At 72.1% G+C, this 16,523-nt stretch carries 21 protein-coding genes; 9 read left to right on the forward strand and 12 right to left on the reverse strand.

Annotated elements, in window-relative coordinates:
• A partial coding sequence (locus tag ETD85_RS49125; protein WP_138696750.1) for a zinc-binding dehydrogenase occupies window positions 1-627 on the reverse strand: 627 nt, incomplete at its 3' end.
• 58 nt (window positions 628-685) lie between these two features.
• On the opposite strand from ETD85_RS49125, the gene ETD85_RS49130 reads away from it, so the two are divergent.
• Window positions 686-1,378, forward strand: coding sequence for a histidine phosphatase family protein (locus ETD85_RS49130; protein WP_138696751.1), 693 nt, complete (start codon window positions 686-688; stop codon window positions 1,376-1,378).
• Window positions 1,379-1,394: 16 nt separating this feature from the next.
• Here ETD85_RS49130 and ETD85_RS49135 read toward each other — a convergent pair whose 3' ends face one another.
• From ETD85_RS49135 to ETD85_RS49160, 6 genes are all read right to left on the reverse strand, one after another.
• Window positions 1,395-1,658 carry a sigma factor gene (locus ETD85_RS49135; protein ID WP_170247262.1) on the reverse strand — a complete coding sequence of 88 codons (264 nt, stop codon included), beginning with the start codon at window positions 1,656-1,658 and terminating at the stop codon, window positions 1,395-1,397.
• A complete protein-coding gene (locus ETD85_RS49140; protein ID WP_138696753.1) occupies window positions 1,658-2,554 on the reverse strand; it encodes a maleylpyruvate isomerase family mycothiol-dependent enzyme in 897 nt (298 codons plus the stop codon). Before ETD85_RS49140 ends, ETD85_RS49135 begins: the two co-directional genes overlap by 1 nt.
• 20 nt (window positions 2,555-2,574) lie before the next feature.
• A complete protein-coding gene (locus ETD85_RS49145; RefSeq protein WP_170247263.1) occupies window positions 2,575-3,333 on the reverse strand; it encodes a hypothetical protein in 759 nt (252 codons plus the stop codon).
• 43 nt (window positions 3,334-3,376) lie between these two features.
• Complete coding sequence (locus ETD85_RS49150) at window positions 3,377-3,634, reverse strand: 3'-5' exonuclease family protein (protein WP_138696755.1); 258 nt, start codon at window positions 3,632-3,634, stop codon at window positions 3,377-3,379.
• Window positions 3,635-3,721: 87 nt separating this feature from the next.
• Window positions 3,722-3,958 carry a DUF397 domain-containing protein gene (locus tag ETD85_RS49155; protein WP_043632079.1) on the reverse strand — a complete coding sequence of 79 codons (237 nt, stop codon included), beginning with the start codon at window positions 3,956-3,958 and terminating at the stop codon, window positions 3,722-3,724.
• A complete protein-coding gene (locus tag ETD85_RS49160) occupies window positions 3,959-4,780 on the reverse strand; it encodes a helix-turn-helix domain-containing protein (RefSeq protein ID WP_138696768.1) in 822 nt (273 codons plus the stop codon).
• A gap of 222 nt (window positions 4,781-5,002) precedes the next feature.
• On the opposite strand from ETD85_RS49160, the gene ETD85_RS49165 reads away from it, so the two are divergent.
• Together ETD85_RS49165 and ETD85_RS49170 are read left to right on the forward strand one after the other, a co-directional pair.
• Complete coding sequence (locus tag ETD85_RS49165) at window positions 5,003-5,506, forward strand: ATP-binding protein (protein ID WP_138696756.1); 504 nt, start codon at window positions 5,003-5,005, stop codon at window positions 5,504-5,506.
• A gap of 78 nt (window positions 5,507-5,584) precedes the next feature.
• Window positions 5,585-8,005 (forward strand): helicase-associated domain-containing protein, encoded by a 2,421-nt coding sequence (locus tag ETD85_RS49170; protein WP_138696757.1) that lies wholly within the window; start codon window positions 5,585-5,587, stop codon window positions 8,003-8,005.
• 42 nt (window positions 8,006-8,047) lie between these two features.
• Here the strand turns inward: ETD85_RS49170 and ETD85_RS49175 are convergent, their stop codons facing one another.
• Window positions 8,048-8,647, reverse strand: a complete 600-nt coding sequence (locus ETD85_RS49175; RefSeq protein ID WP_138696758.1) for a TetR/AcrR family transcriptional regulator — start codon at window positions 8,645-8,647, stop codon at window positions 8,048-8,050.
• Window positions 8,648-8,796: 149 nt separating this feature from the next.
• Here ETD85_RS49175 and ETD85_RS49180 point away from each other — a divergent pair, with 149 nt between their 5' ends.
• On the forward strand, window positions 8,797-10,089 hold the full coding sequence (locus tag ETD85_RS49180; protein WP_138696759.1) for an FAD-dependent oxidoreductase: 1,293 nt from the start codon (window positions 8,797-8,799) through the stop codon (window positions 10,087-10,089).
• On the opposite strand, the gene ETD85_RS49185 is transcribed toward ETD85_RS49180, so the two are convergent.
• Window positions 10,040-11,290 (reverse strand): ArgE/DapE family deacylase, encoded by a 1,251-nt coding sequence (locus tag ETD85_RS49185; RefSeq protein ID WP_138696760.1) that lies wholly within the window; start codon window positions 11,288-11,290, stop codon window positions 10,040-10,042. The genes ETD85_RS49180 and ETD85_RS49185 overlap by 50 nt on opposite strands.
• A 45-nt stretch (window positions 11,291-11,335) precedes the next feature.
• On the opposite strand from ETD85_RS49185, the gene ETD85_RS49190 reads away from it, so the two are divergent.
• Window positions 11,336-12,274, forward strand: coding sequence for an endonuclease/exonuclease/phosphatase family protein (locus tag ETD85_RS49190; protein ID WP_170247264.1), 939 nt, complete (start codon window positions 11,336-11,338; stop codon window positions 12,272-12,274).
• A 9-nt stretch (window positions 12,275-12,283) separates the two neighbouring features.
• Here the strand turns inward: ETD85_RS49190 and ETD85_RS49195 are convergent, their stop codons facing one another.
• Window positions 12,284-12,847, reverse strand: a complete 564-nt coding sequence (locus ETD85_RS49195; protein ID WP_138696762.1) for a DUF1349 domain-containing protein — start codon at window positions 12,845-12,847, stop codon at window positions 12,284-12,286.
• Window positions 12,848-12,921: 74 nt separating this feature from the next.
• On the opposite strand from ETD85_RS49195, the gene ETD85_RS49200 reads away from it, so the two are divergent.
• Window positions 12,922-13,242: a GroES family chaperonin gene (locus tag ETD85_RS49200; protein WP_090933668.1), complete on the forward strand. Its 321-nt coding sequence runs from the start codon at window positions 12,922-12,924 to the stop codon at window positions 13,240-13,242.
• On the opposite strand, the gene ETD85_RS49205 is transcribed toward ETD85_RS49200, so the two are convergent.
• Window positions 13,237-14,211 carry a TolB family protein gene (locus tag ETD85_RS49205; RefSeq protein WP_138696763.1) on the reverse strand — a complete coding sequence of 325 codons (975 nt, stop codon included), beginning with the start codon at window positions 14,209-14,211 and terminating at the stop codon, window positions 13,237-13,239. The genes ETD85_RS49200 and ETD85_RS49205 overlap by 6 nt on opposite strands.
• A 55-nt stretch (window positions 14,212-14,266) precedes the next feature.
• The gene (locus tag ETD85_RS49210) at window positions 14,267-14,722 is read right to left on the reverse strand and encodes a TIGR02611 family protein (RefSeq protein WP_138696764.1); all 456 of its coding nucleotides are present in this window, start codon (window positions 14,720-14,722) and stop codon (window positions 14,267-14,269) included.
• Window positions 14,723-14,871: 149 nt separating this feature from the next.
• On the opposite strand from ETD85_RS49210, the gene ETD85_RS49215 reads away from it, so the two are divergent.
• From ETD85_RS49215 to ETD85_RS49225, 3 genes are all read left to right on the forward strand, one after another.
• Entirely contained in the window at window positions 14,872-15,780 is a 909-nt protein-coding gene (locus tag ETD85_RS49215; protein ID WP_138696765.1) for a phosphotriesterase family protein, read from the forward strand.
• A gap of 34 nt (window positions 15,781-15,814) precedes the next feature.
• The gene (locus ETD85_RS49220; RefSeq protein ID WP_138696766.1) at window positions 15,815-16,204 is read left to right on the forward strand and encodes a PPOX class F420-dependent oxidoreductase; all 390 of its coding nucleotides are present in this window, start codon (window positions 15,815-15,817) and stop codon (window positions 16,202-16,204) included.
• A gap of 43 nt (window positions 16,205-16,247) precedes the next feature.
• The coding region (locus tag ETD85_RS49225; RefSeq protein WP_138696767.1) for a hypothetical protein at window positions 16,248-16,523 on the forward strand (276 nt) is incomplete at its 3' end.

Here is a 16,523-nt window from a genome sequence, read left to right on the forward strand (position 1 = left end):
CTCTCTGATCGCCTCCCGCACCGCCTTGTCCCACCCGGGCAGCCGGTAGTCGACGGCCAGATCGGCGCCGAGCTCCGCCACCCGGGCGACCTTCTCCGGGCCGCCGGCCGCCCCGACGACCCGGGCGCCGGCGGCGCGGGCGTACTGCACGAGCAGCGTCCCGATCCCGCCGGCCGCCGCCATGACCAGCACCACGTCCGACGGGCCCGGCGGCGCGATCTCCAGCAGGCCGAACGTGGTGGTCCCCGTGGCGGCCATGGCGACCGCCGTGCCGTCGTCCACGTGATCGGGCAGGGCCGTCAGCGCGGCGGCGTCGGCCACGGCGAGCGAGGCGTACCCGCCGGAGAGCACGTCGGAGGCCAGCACCCGCCGCCCCACGAGCTCGGCGGGCACCCCCTCGCCCACCGACTCCACCACGCCCGCGACCTCCCCGCCGAGGATGGCCGGCAGATCGGGCGCGGGGTGCGGCCCGACGGCCTCGCCGCGCCGCAGCACGGTGTCGATGAAGTGCACGCCGGCGGCGCCAACGGCGATGCGCGCCTGGCCGGCCCGCGCCACCGGGTCGGGCACGGTCTCAAGGCGGAGGTTCGCGGCGGGCCCGTACGAATGCAGTCTGATCGCTTCCATGGGCCCAGCCTGCTACCTGAAGCATGGTTGAGGTCAACCGTGCCGGATGATGGACCACATGAACGAGATGCTGCTGCTCCGGCACGGTGAGACCGAGTGGAGCAAGGCGGGCAGGCACACGGGCCGTACCGACCTGCCTTTGACGGAGCACGGCGAGGACCAGGCCAGGGCGCTGGCGCCGCTGGTGAAGGGGCAGGCGTTCGACCTGGTGCTGGTCTCGCCCGCCCAGCGCGCGCGGCGGACGGCGGAGCTGGCCGGGCTGAACGGATATGAGGTGGACGAGGACCTGTGGGAGTGGGACTACGGAGGTTATGAGGGGATCACCACCCCGGATATCCGCAAGGACAGGCCGGGCTGGTACCTGTGGCGTGACGGCGTGATCCCCGGCGACGCCGAGCATCCGGGCGAGGGCGCCGCCGCCGTGGCCGCCCGCGCCGACCGCGTCATCGCGCGGGCCAAGCGGGCCGGGGGGCGGGTGGCGCTGGTGGCGCACGGTCATTTCCTGCGCGTCCTGGCCGCCCGGTGGCTGGGCCTGGGACCCGAGGAGGGCCGGCTGCTGAAGCTCGACACCGGCACCTACTCGCGGCTCGGCTTCGAGCACGCGGAGCCGGTGCTGACCACCTGGAACGCCCCGGTGATCGGCACAGTTGACGGCAGGGGTGACGGCAGGGGTGACGGCAGGGGTGACGGCAGGGGTGACGGCAGGGGTGACGGCGCGGCGCAGCCCACGGCGCACGGCACGGTGGGCTGAGCGGTGAGCTGAGGGGTCACCCGACTTTGGAGCGCAGCGCCGACTCGTGCAGCGCCCTGCTGACGAGCCAGCCGCGCAGCGAGCCGAGGCTGGGGTCGTAGGAGAGGGGCTGCTCCCACAGCGCCACGAACACGCCCTGGGTGATCTCCTCGGCGAACGCCTGGCTCCCGGTGACCTTGACCGCGACCCCGTACACGTACGAGCCGTGCTCGTCGTAGGCGTCGGCCAGCGCGTCGAGGTCGCCGGCCGTCAGGCGTGCGCACAGGTCCATGTCGCTCATCAGTCGCATCCCAGCGTGGCGGCGGCGCGGATCATGTCGCGGGCGAGCGCGGGGTCGCCCTCGGCCGCGTAGGGGAAGGCGTCGGGCGGCCACCGGTTGGCCAGCAGCCGGCAGAAGTCCACCGCGTCGGCCGACAGGAGCACGGCGACGTGGTCGGAGGCCGGCGAGAGCGGGACCGTCCAGGTGCCGCCGCCCGGGCCGGTCAGCACCACGGTGGCCGAGACGTCGCGGCGCGGCCCCTTCATGGCGCGCGGCAGCAGCGCGAGCCCGAACTCCGCGATCATGTGCACGTGCACGTCGCGGGGCGCGGCCCTGGACCGGTCGGTGGCGGCCCTGATGTCGTCGGCGTGCGTCCACGTCTCGAACGTCCGCTGGATCATGGCCTGGCGCAGCGGCGCGCGGGCCGGGCGCGCGCCTGCCAGCGCCACCTCGACGCCGAGCAGCACCTCGCTGCCGGCCGAGACCCGCTCCAGCAGCGATCCGGCCTGCTCGCGCCAGTGCCGGTGCGCCGCCACCGGCCGCAGCCCCGGCACGCTCCTGGGCTTGGCGCCCATGAACCCGGCCACGGTGGCGTCGTTGGCCGCCAGGTGCGCCAGCAGGTCCTTGACGGTGCCGTGCCTGGCGATCGGGGCGTCCCACTGCGGCTCGCTCAGCTCGGCCAGCAGGTCGTCCATGAGCGCGACCTGCTCGGCGTACGGGGTCGCGACCGTCGCCACGCCCACGGCGGCCGGGCTGCGGCGGCGGCGCGCCATCGACAGCACCGCCTCGCGCAGCGACGGCGGCGGCTGCGCCGCCGTCTCCGGCTGGTCGAGCAGCGCGATGGCAGCACTGCAGTCGGGGCACGAGGCGACGTGGTCGTCCGGCCTCTGCCCGTTGTAGAGGTACGAGTCCGTCATGGCTACCTCCGCAGCCGACGCTAACCCGGCGGGTCCCCAAGAGCCAGGCGGCACCCGGGGAACGGTGCCAGAAGCGTCTCACGCCAGCGGCCTTCTAGGTAGTCGCGGGCCCGTTTACCCCAGTCCAGCAGCCGGGGATCGGGCGCCACCTCGTCGTCCAGGCCCAGTGCCGCGTCGCGGGCGCGCTGGGTGGCCAGGTGGTCGTCGAGCGAGACGGCCCAGACGGTGACCGCCTCGGTGTCGCAGAACAGCACCTCGTACAGGCCCACCAGGGTGTGGCCGTGCTCGGCGAGCAGCGGCGCGCGCTCGGCGCGGACGGCCTCCAGGTAGTCGAGCGCGGCTCCCGGGCGGACGCGGGCGCTCTCGAAGAGGTAGAGCTCGGCGGCGGGCGCCTCGGACAGCGGCGGGCAGCCCGGCACCGCGCCGAGCGGCCGGGAGAAGGCGGAGAAGCGCAGGTCGTTGATGTCGGACAGGAACAGGCGCTCGTCCACGCCCTGGTAGATCTCCATCATCTGCCGCCAGCCGCCCTCCCAGCCGCCGTGGCAGTCCCACAGCGTGACGGCCTTGAACTGCTGGTGACCGGTGATGCCGACGGCGTAGAAGGCGCCGACCAGGTCGATCTCTCGGGACCTGATGGACATGCCGGAGGTGAGCGAGGGCGCGGTGCGGGCCTCGTCCTCGCGTTTGTAGCGGGTCAGCCAGGTGAGGTACTCCAGCGGGCGCCTGGAGTTCATCGGCCGGAAGTCGACCTCTTCGAGCAGGTGGATCGCGCGCCGCACCACGCCTCCTCTACCAAGCGGTTGCTCGGCTTGAGGATAGCGATCAAGCCATCGCTTGGGAAGGCTGCGGCCCCCGCCCGGTGAGCCACTCCAGGACCCTGCGATGCCCGGAGGTGGCGTCCTCGAAGTGGCCCCAGTGCCAGTACCGCGGCTGGTCGCGGATGCCGGTCACCCAGGTCCGGTAGGAGACCGAGGCCCCCGTGGTGGCGGGCGCCACGCCGTATGTGCGGATCACGACCTTGCCGCCGGGTGCGAACAGCACGTCGTCGGCGATCGGATACAGGGTCATCTGGTCGAGCATGCCCTGATCATGTCCGCGGGAGGAGGCCGGATGGTTACGCCTCCGGCGCGCCCCCGTTAAGCGGGCGCGCCGGAGGTAAACACGCTGTTAAACGAGCAGGCCGTCGAACTCTCCGTCCTTCACCCCGAGCACCAGGGCCCGGATCTCGTCGCGGGTATAGATGAGGGCAGGGCCGTCGGGGAAGCGCGAGTTTCGCACCGCGATCCCGCCGTCGGGAAGCTCCGCGAGCTCCACGCAGTTGCCCTGCGAGTTGCTGTAGCGGCTCTTGCGCCACGCGACCTGCGTCAGGTCCGCCGCGGGCATGCCGTTGTAGGTCTGGTTCATCTACATCTTTCTGAGAAGACCGCCGATGAGCTCGACGGTGCCCCCTGGCGTGGTGCTTTCCACGCACAGTTGCTCCATGGCGGTGAGGTACGGGTCGATGTCCTCACGCTTGTCCAGGTACAGGGCACCCCAGAGCTGCTCGACGTAGACAACGTCCGACAAGTCGGACTCGGGAAACCGCAAGATGCTGAACGCGCCCCCTTCGGCGGCGTGCTTGCCGAACCTGAAGGGCATCACCTGGATGGTGATGTTGGGAAGGGCGGCGACTTCCAGCAGATGCTGGAGCTGCTCCGACATGACCTCCCGCCCGCCGATGGTCCGCTTGAGCGCCGCCTCATCGATGACGGCCCACAACCGGGGTCCGTCTTTCTGGGTGAAGCGCTCCTGGCGCTGCATGCGCATATGCACGCGCCGCTCTATCTTCTCGGGACTCGCATCGGGGTTGCCAAGCTGAAAGACCGATCGCGCATACGAGGCCGTCTGCAACAGGCCGGGCACGAACTGCACCTCATAGGTGCGGATCACGCTGGCAGCCTCTTCCAGGCCCACGTACGTGGTGAACCACGTGGGCAACTCGGACGAGTACTTGTGCCACCACCCGGGGGTGTTGGCCTCGCGAACCATCTCCAGCAGGGCACGGCGCTCGGCATCGTCGACGACGCCGTACAGGGTGAGCAGGTCTTCAACGTCACGTGTCTTGAAGCCGACCCGGCCGAGCTCCATGCGACTGATCTTGGACTCGGACGCCCGGATGTGGAATCCGGCCTGTCCACGGTCAAGCCCGCTGGCCTCACGCAGGCGCCTGAGACTCGCCCCAAGCATGATGCGCCGAACGGTCGAACCGGAACCGGGCGGATCAATCGACACGTGCTGCTCCTTGGTCGTTTCCTTGCGACACAGTCTGTCACTTCACGGCCGAAAGATCATGGGCCGCGGACAAGATCCCCTTTCCCCCATATTGACCATTTGAGGGCAACCGTAGCGCGTGCACGGTTTGTCTGCACGTGCATTCGCTCTTGCACCTGCACGAGAGTTTGCCGCAGAATGATCTACGTGCAATCCACCACGGCGCACGGCCAATGGACCACGTTCGATTGGTGGCCCCCGGTCGGCTGGTGGCCGGAGGCGGCCCGCGATCTGCTGGCCCCCGGCCCGGCCGCGAGTGCCACGTTCGTGCTCCCACCCGCCGCGTCCTCGGCCCACTCCGCCCGCAGCCTGGCCGCCGGCGCCCTGTCGGGATGGGGGCTCGCCGAGCTGATCGAGAACATGGAGCTGGTGGTCTCCGAGCTCGCCACCAACGCGCTGCGCCACGGGCTGCGCCTGGCCGAGCCGCACTGCGCGCAGCCGGTCCACATGTCCCTGGTGCGCCGGGGGACGCTGGTCACGTGCGCTTTCACCGATCCTGGCTCCTCGGTTCCCGTGCTGCGATACCCTGGCCCCCTCGACACCGGCGGCCTCGGACTCCACATCGTCGAATCGCTCAGCCTCCGTTGGGGCTGGTCCGCACTCGCCCCACACGGAAAGATCGTCTGGGCAGTCCTCTCCTGACCGGGAGTGATCTGCATTACCGTGGATGGTCATGGCTCACGGTGAGTCCGGCGCGCGACCCCATGAGAGTGCTGACAGATGGAAGATCACCTGCTCGGCTGGCTGCGAACACTAGAAGAAGACAGGCTCGGCCGCATCCTGGCGAACAGGCCTGACGCCATCGCCGCGCCCTGGCCGCGCCGGCTCGACACCTTGGCCCAGCGGCTGGGCAACGGTTTCGCCGTGATGGAGACCCTCCGGGACCTGCCGCTGCCGTGCCTGCAGCTGGCCGAGGCGGCGCTGGCCATGAGCCGCCCCACGGCCGAGCGGCTGGCGGACTTCGTCGGCGTTCCGGCCAGCGAGGTGACGCCCTGGCTTGAGCACCTCTACGACCATGCGCTGGCCTGGCCCGGCGACGACGGCGTGATCCGGCTCGCCGAAGGGGTCTCGCGCTGGTGGGCCGCGCCGCTCGGCCTGGGCGAGCCGCTCGGCCACTACCTCAACTCCTGGACGATCAGCAACGACGCGCTGCACGCGCTCGCCCGCAACCTCGGCCTGCCCGCGCAGGGCAACAAGCGCCGCACGATCACCCGCGTCACCGAGGCGCTCAGCGACGCCGGGCGCGTGGAGTCGCTGCTGCGCGCCGCCCCCGGCGGCACGGCGCCGCTGCTCGGCCGGTTCGCCTGGGAGGGGCCGGCGCGCGACGTCGACGGCGGCAGGTTCGTCACGCCCGGCACGCCCGAGAAGTGGTGCGCCGACCACGGCCTGCTCTTCCGCCCGAGCTGGCACGTCGCCGAGATCCCCCGCGAGGTGGCGATCTGCCTGCGCGGCCCCGGCTACCATCCGGCCTTCCACCCCACGGCGCCCGAGGTGGTGACGATCCCGGTCGATCCCGAAGAGGTCGACCACCTGATGACGCTGGCCGCGCCGCACGTGGTCGAGCGCTGCGCGGCCCTGCTCGACAACACGTCCAAGACGCCGCTGCCGCTGCTCAAGACGGGCGGCGTGGGCGTGCGCGAGGTCCGCAGGGTGGCCAAGGAGACCGGCTGCGACGAGGACGAGACGCGGCTGCTGCTCGAGGTCTGCGCGGTGGCCAGGCTGCTGGCCTGGGACGAGCAGTCGAGCGGCATGATCCCCACCGAGCGCTTCGACCGGTGGCGGCTCGACGAGGGCTCGGCCCGGCTGCGGGTGCTGCTGTCGGCGTGGTGGCGCATGGAGCGCTCTTCGCTGCGCAAGATCGACGGCAAGTACGGCACCGTGCTGGGCGACGACCCCGCGGGCAGCGCGGTGGCCCGGGTGCGCAGGGCGGTGCTGGCGGTGCTGGCCCATCTGCCCGCGGGCACGGCGTTCTCCGACCGCGGCAGCCTGGTGGCCAACGCGCACTGGCACGCGCCACTGATCGACCTGGAGCTGCTGCGGGAGTGCGCGCCCGCGGTGCTCGCCGAGGCCACGCTGCTGGGCCTGCTGGCCAACGGCGCGCTCACCGACCTCGGCCGGGCGCTGGCGGGGCTCACCGCCAGGCCCGGCGACGAGAACGACGACGCCGTCCCCATGGTCGAGCACGACCCCGTGCTGGCCGCGGCCTCCACCCGGGCGCTGGCGAGCGTGCGCAGGAGCGCCCTGTTCGGGCCCGACCTGACCGCGGTGGTGACGGGACCGCCGTCGGCGGAGCTGGCGGCGCTGCTGGACCGGGCCGCCGAGCGCGAGTCCCGTGGCGCGGCCTCGGTGTGGCGCTTCACCACCGAGAGCGTGCGCCGCGCCCTCGACCACGGCTACGAGGCCGACGCCCTGCTCGACGAGCTGGCCGGGGTCGGCACGATCCCGCAGCCGCTGGAATACCTCGTGCGCGACACCGCCCGCAGGCACGGCGAGGTGACCGTGACGACGGTCGGCTGCGTCATCCAGGCCGGCGATCCCGTGCTGCTGGCCGAGATCGCCGCGCACCGGCGGCTGGCCCGGCTCGGCCTGCGGCTGCTCGCCCCCACGGTGCTGGTGAGCGCGGCCGGGGCCGAGCGCACGCTGGGCCTGCTGCGCGAGAACGGCTACTCTCCCGTGCCCGTCTCCGACAGCGGGCACATCACCATCCACCGCGTCAGGGCCGAGGAGCCGCAGAACGGCAAGCTGGTCCTGCTGCCCGGCGGGCAGGTGGCCGAGCTGTCCGACTACGCGGACATCGCCGAGTTGCAGGCGCCCCCGTACATGCTCGCCGAGCCCACGCCCGATCCGCACGAGCACGCCCGTCGCCTGCTCACCGCCAGCCGGTCGGACGACGGCAAGAACGGCCGCACCTGGGCGATCATCGGCAGGATGGCGACCAGGCTGCCGACCGCGCAGCAGTCGCTGCTCGGTTTCGTGGTCGACCGCGGCGTGCGCGCGGGCATCACGCTGACCGGCGGGCTGACCGCCACGATCAGCCATGGCGAGCTCAAGGGCGGCGCTCTCGACGCGTGGTGCGAGGAGGCCGGCGACTACCTGGAGTTCCCCCTCGCCGAGATCGTGGAGGTCAGGGGGGCCTACTAGCCCGGCAGCGCGACGGCGGGTCCTTCTCCGCGTGACCGGCGGTCAGCGGGTCAGGGCGGCGGCCAGGGCGGCGATGCCGTCAACGGCTCTGGCCTGGCCGTACTGCTCCTTCAGCACGCCGGCCGGCTCCGCCCCCATGGCGGCCAGCAGCGTGTGGGCCAGGACGTCGGCGTCGCAGCCCGGGCGGGATTCGGCGAGCAGGATGGCCGCGTGCCGGTGCCAGAAGCGGTAGGCCCCGATGCGGTAACGGGCGCCCGGGCTGGCGGTCTCCGACAGGCGCACCAGGTCGAGGTGGGCGAAGAGGTAGTCCAGGTAGGCGGCGGTGAAGGCGGCCAGGCGCTCGGCCGCGGGCGCCCCGGGCCCGAGCGGCGGCGGGCCGGACAGGATGCGCTGCTGGAGCTCGCTCTCCCGCGCGTCCAGCAACGCCACCGCGAGTCCTGATTTATCGCCGAATCGTCGGAAGAGAGTGCCCTTGCCGACGCCGGCCTCGGCGGCGATGGCGTCCATCGAGACGCCCTCGACCCCCTTCGCCGCGAACAGGCGGGCGGCGGCGGCCAGCACCTTCTCCCTGTTGCGCGCCGCGTCGGCGCGCTCCTGGACCGGGCGTGCGACCAGCAGCTCCAGCGGCGGTTCCGTCACCATCCGGACTATAGTCCAATTTCCCTCGCGTGGAGCGTGCCAAAGGACGTGGAAGGAAACCGGCTCCCCGGCGACCCTCTGCCGGAGAGCCCCACCTTTCAGGGGTCTTTTCCGGGGTCTTTTCAGGGGTCATTTTCACAGGGGGAAAACCAATGGACCACGCCGTCGTCATCGGGGCGAGCATGTCCGGGCTGCTGTCCGCGGCCGCCCTGCACCGCCGGTTCGCCCAGGTCACGGTGCTCGACCGCGACACGCTGCCCACCGTGGACGCCCACCGCAGGGCCGTCGCGCAGAGCCGCCACGCGCACGGGCTGCTCTCCAGGGGCCGCGAGATCATGGACGAGCTGCTGCCCGGCGTCACCGCCGAACTGGTCGCGCAGGGGGCGATCAGGGGCGACATGCAGCGCTACGCCCGCCACGTCCACGCCGGGCAGCGCCTGGCCCGCGGCGAGAGCGGCCTGACCGGGCTGCTCGTCAGCCGCCCGCTGCTCGAAGGGCAGGTGCGCCGCCGGGTGAGCGCCCTGCCCGGCGTACGGCTGCTGCCGAACAGGATCGTCACCGGCCTGCTGTCCCAGGAGGGCCGGGTCACGGGGGTCCGGCTCGCCGACGGCGAGCCGATCCCGGCCGACCTCGTCGTCGACGCGGGCGGCCGGGGCTCGCGCACGCCGTTCTGGCTGGGCGAGCTGGGCTACCGGCCGCCGGAGGAGGAGCGGGTGGTGATCGACCTGCGGTACGGCACCCGCGAGTTCCGCCGCAAGTCCGGCGACCTCGACGGGGACCTGGTCGTCGTCATCGGCCCCACGCCGGAGTCGCCGCGCGGCGGGGTCGCGCTCGCGCTGGAGGACGACCGCTGGATCATCACCATGGCCGGGTACGGCGAGGCTCCGGGCCTGGGCCTGGCCGAGTTCGCCGCCTTCGCGGCCACCCTCCCCGTTCCCGACCTGCACGGCCTGATCAGGTCCGCCGAGCCGATCGGGGAGCCGCACACGTACCGCAACCCGGCCGGCATCAGGCGGCGCTACGAGCGGCTGGCCCGCTTCCCCGAGGGCCTGCTCGTGATCGGGGACGCCGTCTGCGCGTTCAACCCCCTGTACGGCCAGGGCATGACGGTCGCCGCGCTGGAGGCCAGGACCCTGCTGGAGCCCGACCTGAACGCGCTGCCGTTCTTCCGGCGGATCGCGAAGGTGGTGGACGCGCCATGGGAGATCACCGTCGGCGGCGACCTGCGGATGCCCGGCGTGCAGGGCAACCTGACGCCGAAGCTCCGCCTGGTGAACGCGTACCTGGAGCGCTTCCACGCCGCCGCCGCGCACGATCCCGAGCTGGCGCTGCGCTTCCTGCGGGTGGCGAACCTGTACGACCCGCCGCCGTCGCTGATGAGCCCGGGCTCGCTGCTCAGAGTGCTCCGCAGCGGCGCACAGCGAGCAGTGCCAGTGCCCGCGTGACCTCGTGCAACTCCCCCAGCGCGACCTGTTCCCTGGGGGCGTGCGCGAACCGCACGTCCCCAGGGCCGTAGTGCAGCGTCGGGATCCCGCCCGCCGCGTACAGGCGCAGGTCGCTCCCGTACGGCGCGGCCGACTCCGCGGGCCGCCGGCCCGTCGTGTCGGCGACCGCCTCGCAGACCTCGGCCAGCAGGGCGTGCCCCGCGGGCAGCCGGCCGCTGGCGAACTGCCCGCCCGGCCACGTCACCACCGGCGGGTTGTCGCGCAGCCAGGGATGCGCGACCTCCGCCAGAGCCTCCTCGAACGCCGCCCGCGCGTCCGCCGGGTCCTCGTCGAGCCGCACCCCGAGCCGCCCTTCGGCGACCAGCAGATCGGGCACGGTGCTGGCCCAGTCACCCGCGCGCACGGTCCCGACCTCGATCGGGTACGGCGTCTCCCGGCCGAAGAGCCCCGGCGCGTCCTGGTTGCGTACGGCCTCCAGCCGCCTGATCGCCTCGAACACCGGCCAGAACACCTCGACCGCGTTGACCCCCTCGTGCCGCGTGGCGCCGTGGGCGGCCCGCCCGGCGATCTCCAGCCGGAACGTCAGCGCCCCCGCGTTGGCCGTGATGACCGTCCCGCTGGTGGGCTCGGTGATGACCGCGGCCTCCGCCGTGTGCCCCCTGGCCAGGGTCGCGAACGCGCCCAGCCCGCCGTCCTCCTCGCTGATCACGCAGTGCACGGCCAGCGGCCTGGCCAGCCGCACTCCTGACACGCGCAGCGCCCTGGCCACGGCCAGGTTCGCGACGAGGCCGGCCTTCATGTCGCAGGCGCCCCGCCCGTGCAGCACGTCGCCGGTGATCCGGGCGGCGAACGGGTCGCTGCCCGCCCATTTGGCCAGGTCGCCGGTCGGCACGACGTCCACGTGGCCCTGGAGCGCCAGCGCGGGCGGCCCTTCGCCCTGGGTGACGGCCACCACGCCGTACCCCTCGGTCCTGGGGGCCTCGGTGCCGGGGAAGTCCGGGCGGGCGGTCAGATCGGCCAGGTCGAGCTGCCAGACGTCCACGTCCATGCCGGCCTCGGTGAGCAGGCGGGCGAAGCGATGCTGCAGGTCGGACTCGGCGTCGGTGCCCGTGACGCTGGGCACTCTGACGGTCTCGGCCAGCAGGCTCACGGTCTCCGCCGCGTCGATGGCGTTCAGGACTCTGGCTTCCGCGTCGTGCATGGAGCACACCTTCTCATGAACTCATATCGGTCTTCGTGGCGATACATGGGCGTGCGCACATGGATGAGCTGGATCGTGGTGGTGCCGTTCGCCGGGTGGACGGTTGTGCGGTTGAGCGGGTTCGAGCCGGACTGGCCGTGGGTGCCGCTGGTGGCGTACACGCCGTACGCGGGGTTCGGGGCCGTGCTGGGGGTGCTCCTCGCCGTGCTGCTGAAGCGGTGGGCGGCGGGCACGGTCGCGCTCGTCTCGGTGCTGGCGCTGATGCCCGTCCTGCTCCCCCGGGCCCTGAACGACGGCAATCCCGCCGCCGACGGGCCGGTGCTGCGGGTGCTCGCGGCGAACCTGCTGGTGGGGCAGGCGGACACGGCGGAGCTGATGGCCCTGGTCACGAAACTGCGGCCCGACGTGCTGGCGCTGCAGGAGTTCACCCCGGACGCGGAGCGGCGGCTGGTGGAGGCGGGGCTGCCCGAGCTCCTGCCGCACGCCTTGTCGCGGCCGCTGCCCGGGGTCGGCGGATCCGCCGTGTACGCCCGGTATCCGCTCACCGCCGGCAGGACGATCAAGATCGGCGGGTTCGGGCAGGCCAGGGCCTGGCTCACGCATCCGGGCGGGGCCCGGGTGGAGATCGTCTCGGTGCACCCCTGCGCGCCCAAGCGGATCGGCCGGCAGCCGTGCTGGCAGTCCGGGCTGGAAGCGCTGCCGCGCGGAGGCAAGGCGCTGCGGGTGCTGGCGGGGGACTTCAACGCCACGCTCGACCACCTGCCGATGCGCGACCTGCTGGCGGCCGGTTACCGGGACGCGGCGGACGTGCGTGGGCGCGGCTATCTGGCCACCTGGCCGCAGGAGGGCTCGCAGACGAACCTGCCCGGCGTGGCGATCGACCACGTGCTGGCGGACGCGCGGATGGCGGTGCACAGGTTCGAGGTGCTCGCGCTGCGTCACACCGACCACCGGCCCGTGTTCGCCGAGCTCAGACTGCCGTGACCGGCCCGCTCAGGATTCGGTGACGCGTACGTCGCCGAAGCGCACGGCGAAGCCCTTGCCGACGGGCGCCGCGGCCATGGCGCCCGCCAGCGCGGACCCGCCGGGCGGGAAGTAGGCCAGGCGCAGCATGGTCAGCGGCGGCTCGTCGTCCAGGCCGTAGCGCACGATGACCGCGTCGCCCGCGCGCTCCAGGTCGATCGTCACCCGCTCGGCCGTGCGCCCCAGCGGCAGGACGGACCAGTCCGAGAATCCCCTGGTCACGACCGTGCTCAGGTGGTAGCCGCCGTCGACGTACTCGACACCGGCCTTGATCCAGTTTTCCTCGTCGATCCTGAGCACGGCGCCGGCCTGGTCGTACTGCTCGGCGTAGTCGCCGGAGAAGGTGACCGTGAGCCGCAGGTCGCCCGGCACGGTCCGGCCGAACAGGTGCGCGCTGTCCCTGGAGTAGCCGTAGTGCGTCGTGCACCACAGGTCGGTCGCCGGGTCGCAGAACAGGGCCAGGCCGTCGTCGGCCGTCCACTCGCGGGGAGCGTTCAGCCACTGCCAGCCGGTCTCGCCGAAAGCCATGATCATGGATTCATCCTGTCACGCCGGGCCTGCGGCGGTAAGCGGGCCGCGAGCGTCCGGCTGCTCGTAAACTTGGGCCTGTGGTAGAGCCCAAGTTCGAGATTCAGATGCTGCACGACCGGGTCATGATCAGGCTGGAGCAGGAGGCGGAGGAGCGACGCAGCGGCTCCGGGATCGTCATCCCGGCGACGGTCAAGATGGCCAACCGGCTGGCCTGGGGCGAGGTCTGCGGCGTCGGCACGAACGTGCGCTCGGTCAAGGTCGGCGACAAGGTGCTGTTCAACCCGGAGGACCAGTTCGAGGTCGAGCTGCACGCGCAGGTCTATCTGGTGATGCGCGAGCGCGACCTGCACGCGGTGGCCACCCAGGAGACCGACCACGGCACCGGCCTCTACCTATGACTGCCCGGTGCGGGTGAAGGAGACCCAGAGCTCGGCGGCCCACGTCTTGGCGGGCAGGTCCGCGAGCACGCGCGTCACCTTGCCGCCGAGGTCCAGCACCGACAGCCGGTAGGCGCCGCCCCGCGGCATGACGGCGATGACGTGGCTCTCGTCCCACCAGCCGAACAACGCCTCGGGCCGGACGTTCACCCGCCGGGTGATCTTGCCGCCGGCCGCGTCGACCACGCAGAGCTGCTCCTTGAAGCGCGACGGGCACCATGTGGCCAGGCTCCGCCCCGACGGGGAGAAGGAGTCTTCCGGCCCCGTGGGCAGGCCGACGTCCTTGTACGTGCGCACGACCGCGCCGTCGGCCGCCCGGTAGACGCGCAGGCCGGTGCCGTACATGGAGACGAGGTTGCCGCCGGGGCTCCACCAGAAGCCCGCGTTCCTGCTCAGACCGGAGATCCGGACCGTGCGCGCGGTCTTGGCGGTGACGTCCACGACGGTGAAGCCGAGCACCCGCCAGGTGCCGCTCACCTTCTGCTCGACCGTGAGCGCGACCTGCCTGCCGTCGCGCGACCACGACGCGTAGGACGCGGCCAGCGGCTTCTTGACCGTGCGGATGCTGGTGGACTTGCCGGTCGTGCGGTCGGTGACGACGAGGCTGTCATATCCGTTCCGGTACGCCGCCGGCACGCCCGCGGTCAGCCGGTTGCCCGGCGAGACCGAGATCTCGGACAGCGTCTTCTCCCAGGCGAAGGCGTTGCCGGTCGCGGAGCGCAGGTAGGTGCGCTTGGTGCCGAGGCCGTAGGCGGCGAGCCGTACCGGATCGCCGGTGTTCTCGCGATATTTCACGCCACCGCTCCCGGGCAGGGCCAGCTCCACCGGCGCGGTGGCGGCCGTGGCCGGGCGGGCGGCGGCGGGCCTGGAAAGGGCCGCCGCCGGGGCGGGGAGCGTCAAGGACAGGGCGATGACGATTTCGGCGATCACGCCCCGCAGAATAGACAAGTAAAACGCGAAATTTCGGGCGCGATAACGACCAGGTCTAGATGAACCGCTGAACGATCTCGATCACGTCGATGCCGAGCGTGAGCAGCCCGAAGTAGACGATCACCGCCGCGGCGGCGATGGTCACGATCAGCACGATGATGCGGACGGTCCAGCCCTGCCGCTTGTACCACTCCGTCCAGGCATGCAGTGTCTGCTTGCCGAACTCCAGCGCCCTGCGCGCCCAGTGGAACTCCGTGGCCAGCACCGCCAGCCCCGCGAACACCACGAGCCATCCGGGACCGGGGAACGGCACCATGATCAGGCCGCCCACGACCATGACGGCCCCGATCACGCCGATCACGATCTTCAGCGTGAGCGCGCCCGTACGCGTGGACCTGATGCCGTCGAGCCAGCCATGGATGCCCGTGCGCCGCTCGGGCATGTCGGATTGCCCGGCGGCCTCCCCTTTGATCACGTCGGCATCGCCGGTGTCGGAGTTCTGAACCTGCACAATTCCCCCCGGCAGTCGGTGTGCTCCCCAGGATACGGCGCGACCCCCCGCGCTAACTTGCAGACGACTAGCAAATCACCAAACCACGCAAACAGTAAAATTTGTCGTTGGAGTAGGCTACTTCCGGCAAACATCGGTTAATGTCTGTTATGCCCGAGGTTCTGCTCCGCACCGTGACCGGTCCCGTACGCGCGGCCGCCATCACCGGTGCCATCCTTCCCCATGAGCACCTGCGCAACGACATGCGCTGGGCGGTCGGCATCGACTCCGACCCGCACCGCTGGCTCGACGAGGAGTTCACCGTCGCCGCCGAGCTGCGCGAGCTGCGCAAGTCCGACGATCTCGGCCTGGTCATCGACCTGACCTGTGTGGGCATGGGCCGCGACGCCGCCGCCCTGGCCCGCATCGCCGCGGGCAGCAGGGTCCCGGTGATGGCCTCGACCGGCCTGTACGCCGAGCCGTTCACGAACCTCGGCGACGAGGACGCCGACACCCTCACCGCCCGGCTGATGGAGGAGATCCTCAGCGGCGTGGACGGCACGGGGGTGTTCCCCGGCGTGATCGGCGAGGTCGGCTGCTGGGGCGCCGAGCCCACGCCGCGCGAGGAGCGCTGCCTGGTCGCCGCCGCCCGCGCCGGCCTGCGCTCACGCCTCCCCGTCGCCACCCACGGCGCGAACGCCCTCGCCGTCCTGGAGATCGTGCTCGGCGAGAACCTGCCCGGCTCCCGGGTGTCGGTCAGTTACGCGGGCACCGACCTCGGCGCCGCCAGGAAGATCGCCGAAGCGGGCGCGTACGTGAACCTGAACGTCCTCGGCCTCGGCGCCGAGCAGGCGGCCAGGCTCGCGCTCGGCCTCATCGAGGACGGCCACGCCGAGCGCCTGCTGATCAGCACCGGGCTGAGCCGGGTGGCGCAGGTCCAGCGGTACGGCGGGCCCGGTTACGCCCATCTCTTCCACGCGCTGCTGCCGCGCCTGCGCGAGGCCGGCACCGGGGACGACGTGATCCGCCTGATCACCAACGGCAACCCGCTGCGCTGGCTGACCGCCGGGCTGGCTTGACCTCAACCGAGGTCGAGGTTGCATGCTGGGACGCATGACCTTCACACCGGCCGAGCTGGACTACTTGGCCACGCAGCACCTCGGCCGCCTGGCCACGGCCTCGCCTGACGGGCAGGTGCAGAACAACCCGACCGGCTTCTTCGTCGACGCCGCGACCGGCGTGCTCACCATCGGCGGGCACGCTCTCGGCAAGTCGAAGAAGTTCCGCAACATCCAGGCGGGGAGCACGGTCGCGTTCGTCGTGGACGACCTGGCCTCGGTGGATCCCTGGGTGGCGCGCGGGATCGAGATCCGCGGCACCGCGGTGGCCCTGACGGACACCGAGCCGCCCGTGCCGTTCTTCTCCCGGGAGATCATCCAGATCACTCCATCCAAGATCATTTCTTGGGGGCTGGACGGGGCTCGGGAGAGCCGGAGCGTGTGAAAGCTCGCTAGGATCGGGGCTACACGAGCCTGAGCGGGTAGGGATGGGGACGCAGCACACGCACGGGGACACGCATCGGGGCGGTCGCCTGCGCCGGTCGCGCGCCACGCTGTCGCGCCTGACCCGGCTGGGCGACGTACCTGTCGTGGTGATGCTGGCCTGGGCCGGCTGGCTCGCCGTCCCGTGGTCGTTCAGCGGCCTCGCCCAGGCCCGCGCCGCCGCCGCGGCTGCGGCCGCGGACGCCGAGCCACCGCAGGTCAGCCTCTCGGCCGAGGTCGCGGGGCCCGACGCGCGCTGGGCCCCGCCCGCGGCCTGGGGC

Origin of the sequence: Nonomuraea zeae, assembly GCF_005889725.1 — a bacterium.
GTDB classification, from domain to species: domain Bacteria; phylum Actinomycetota; class Actinomycetes; order Streptosporangiales; family Streptosporangiaceae; genus Nonomuraea; species Nonomuraea zeae.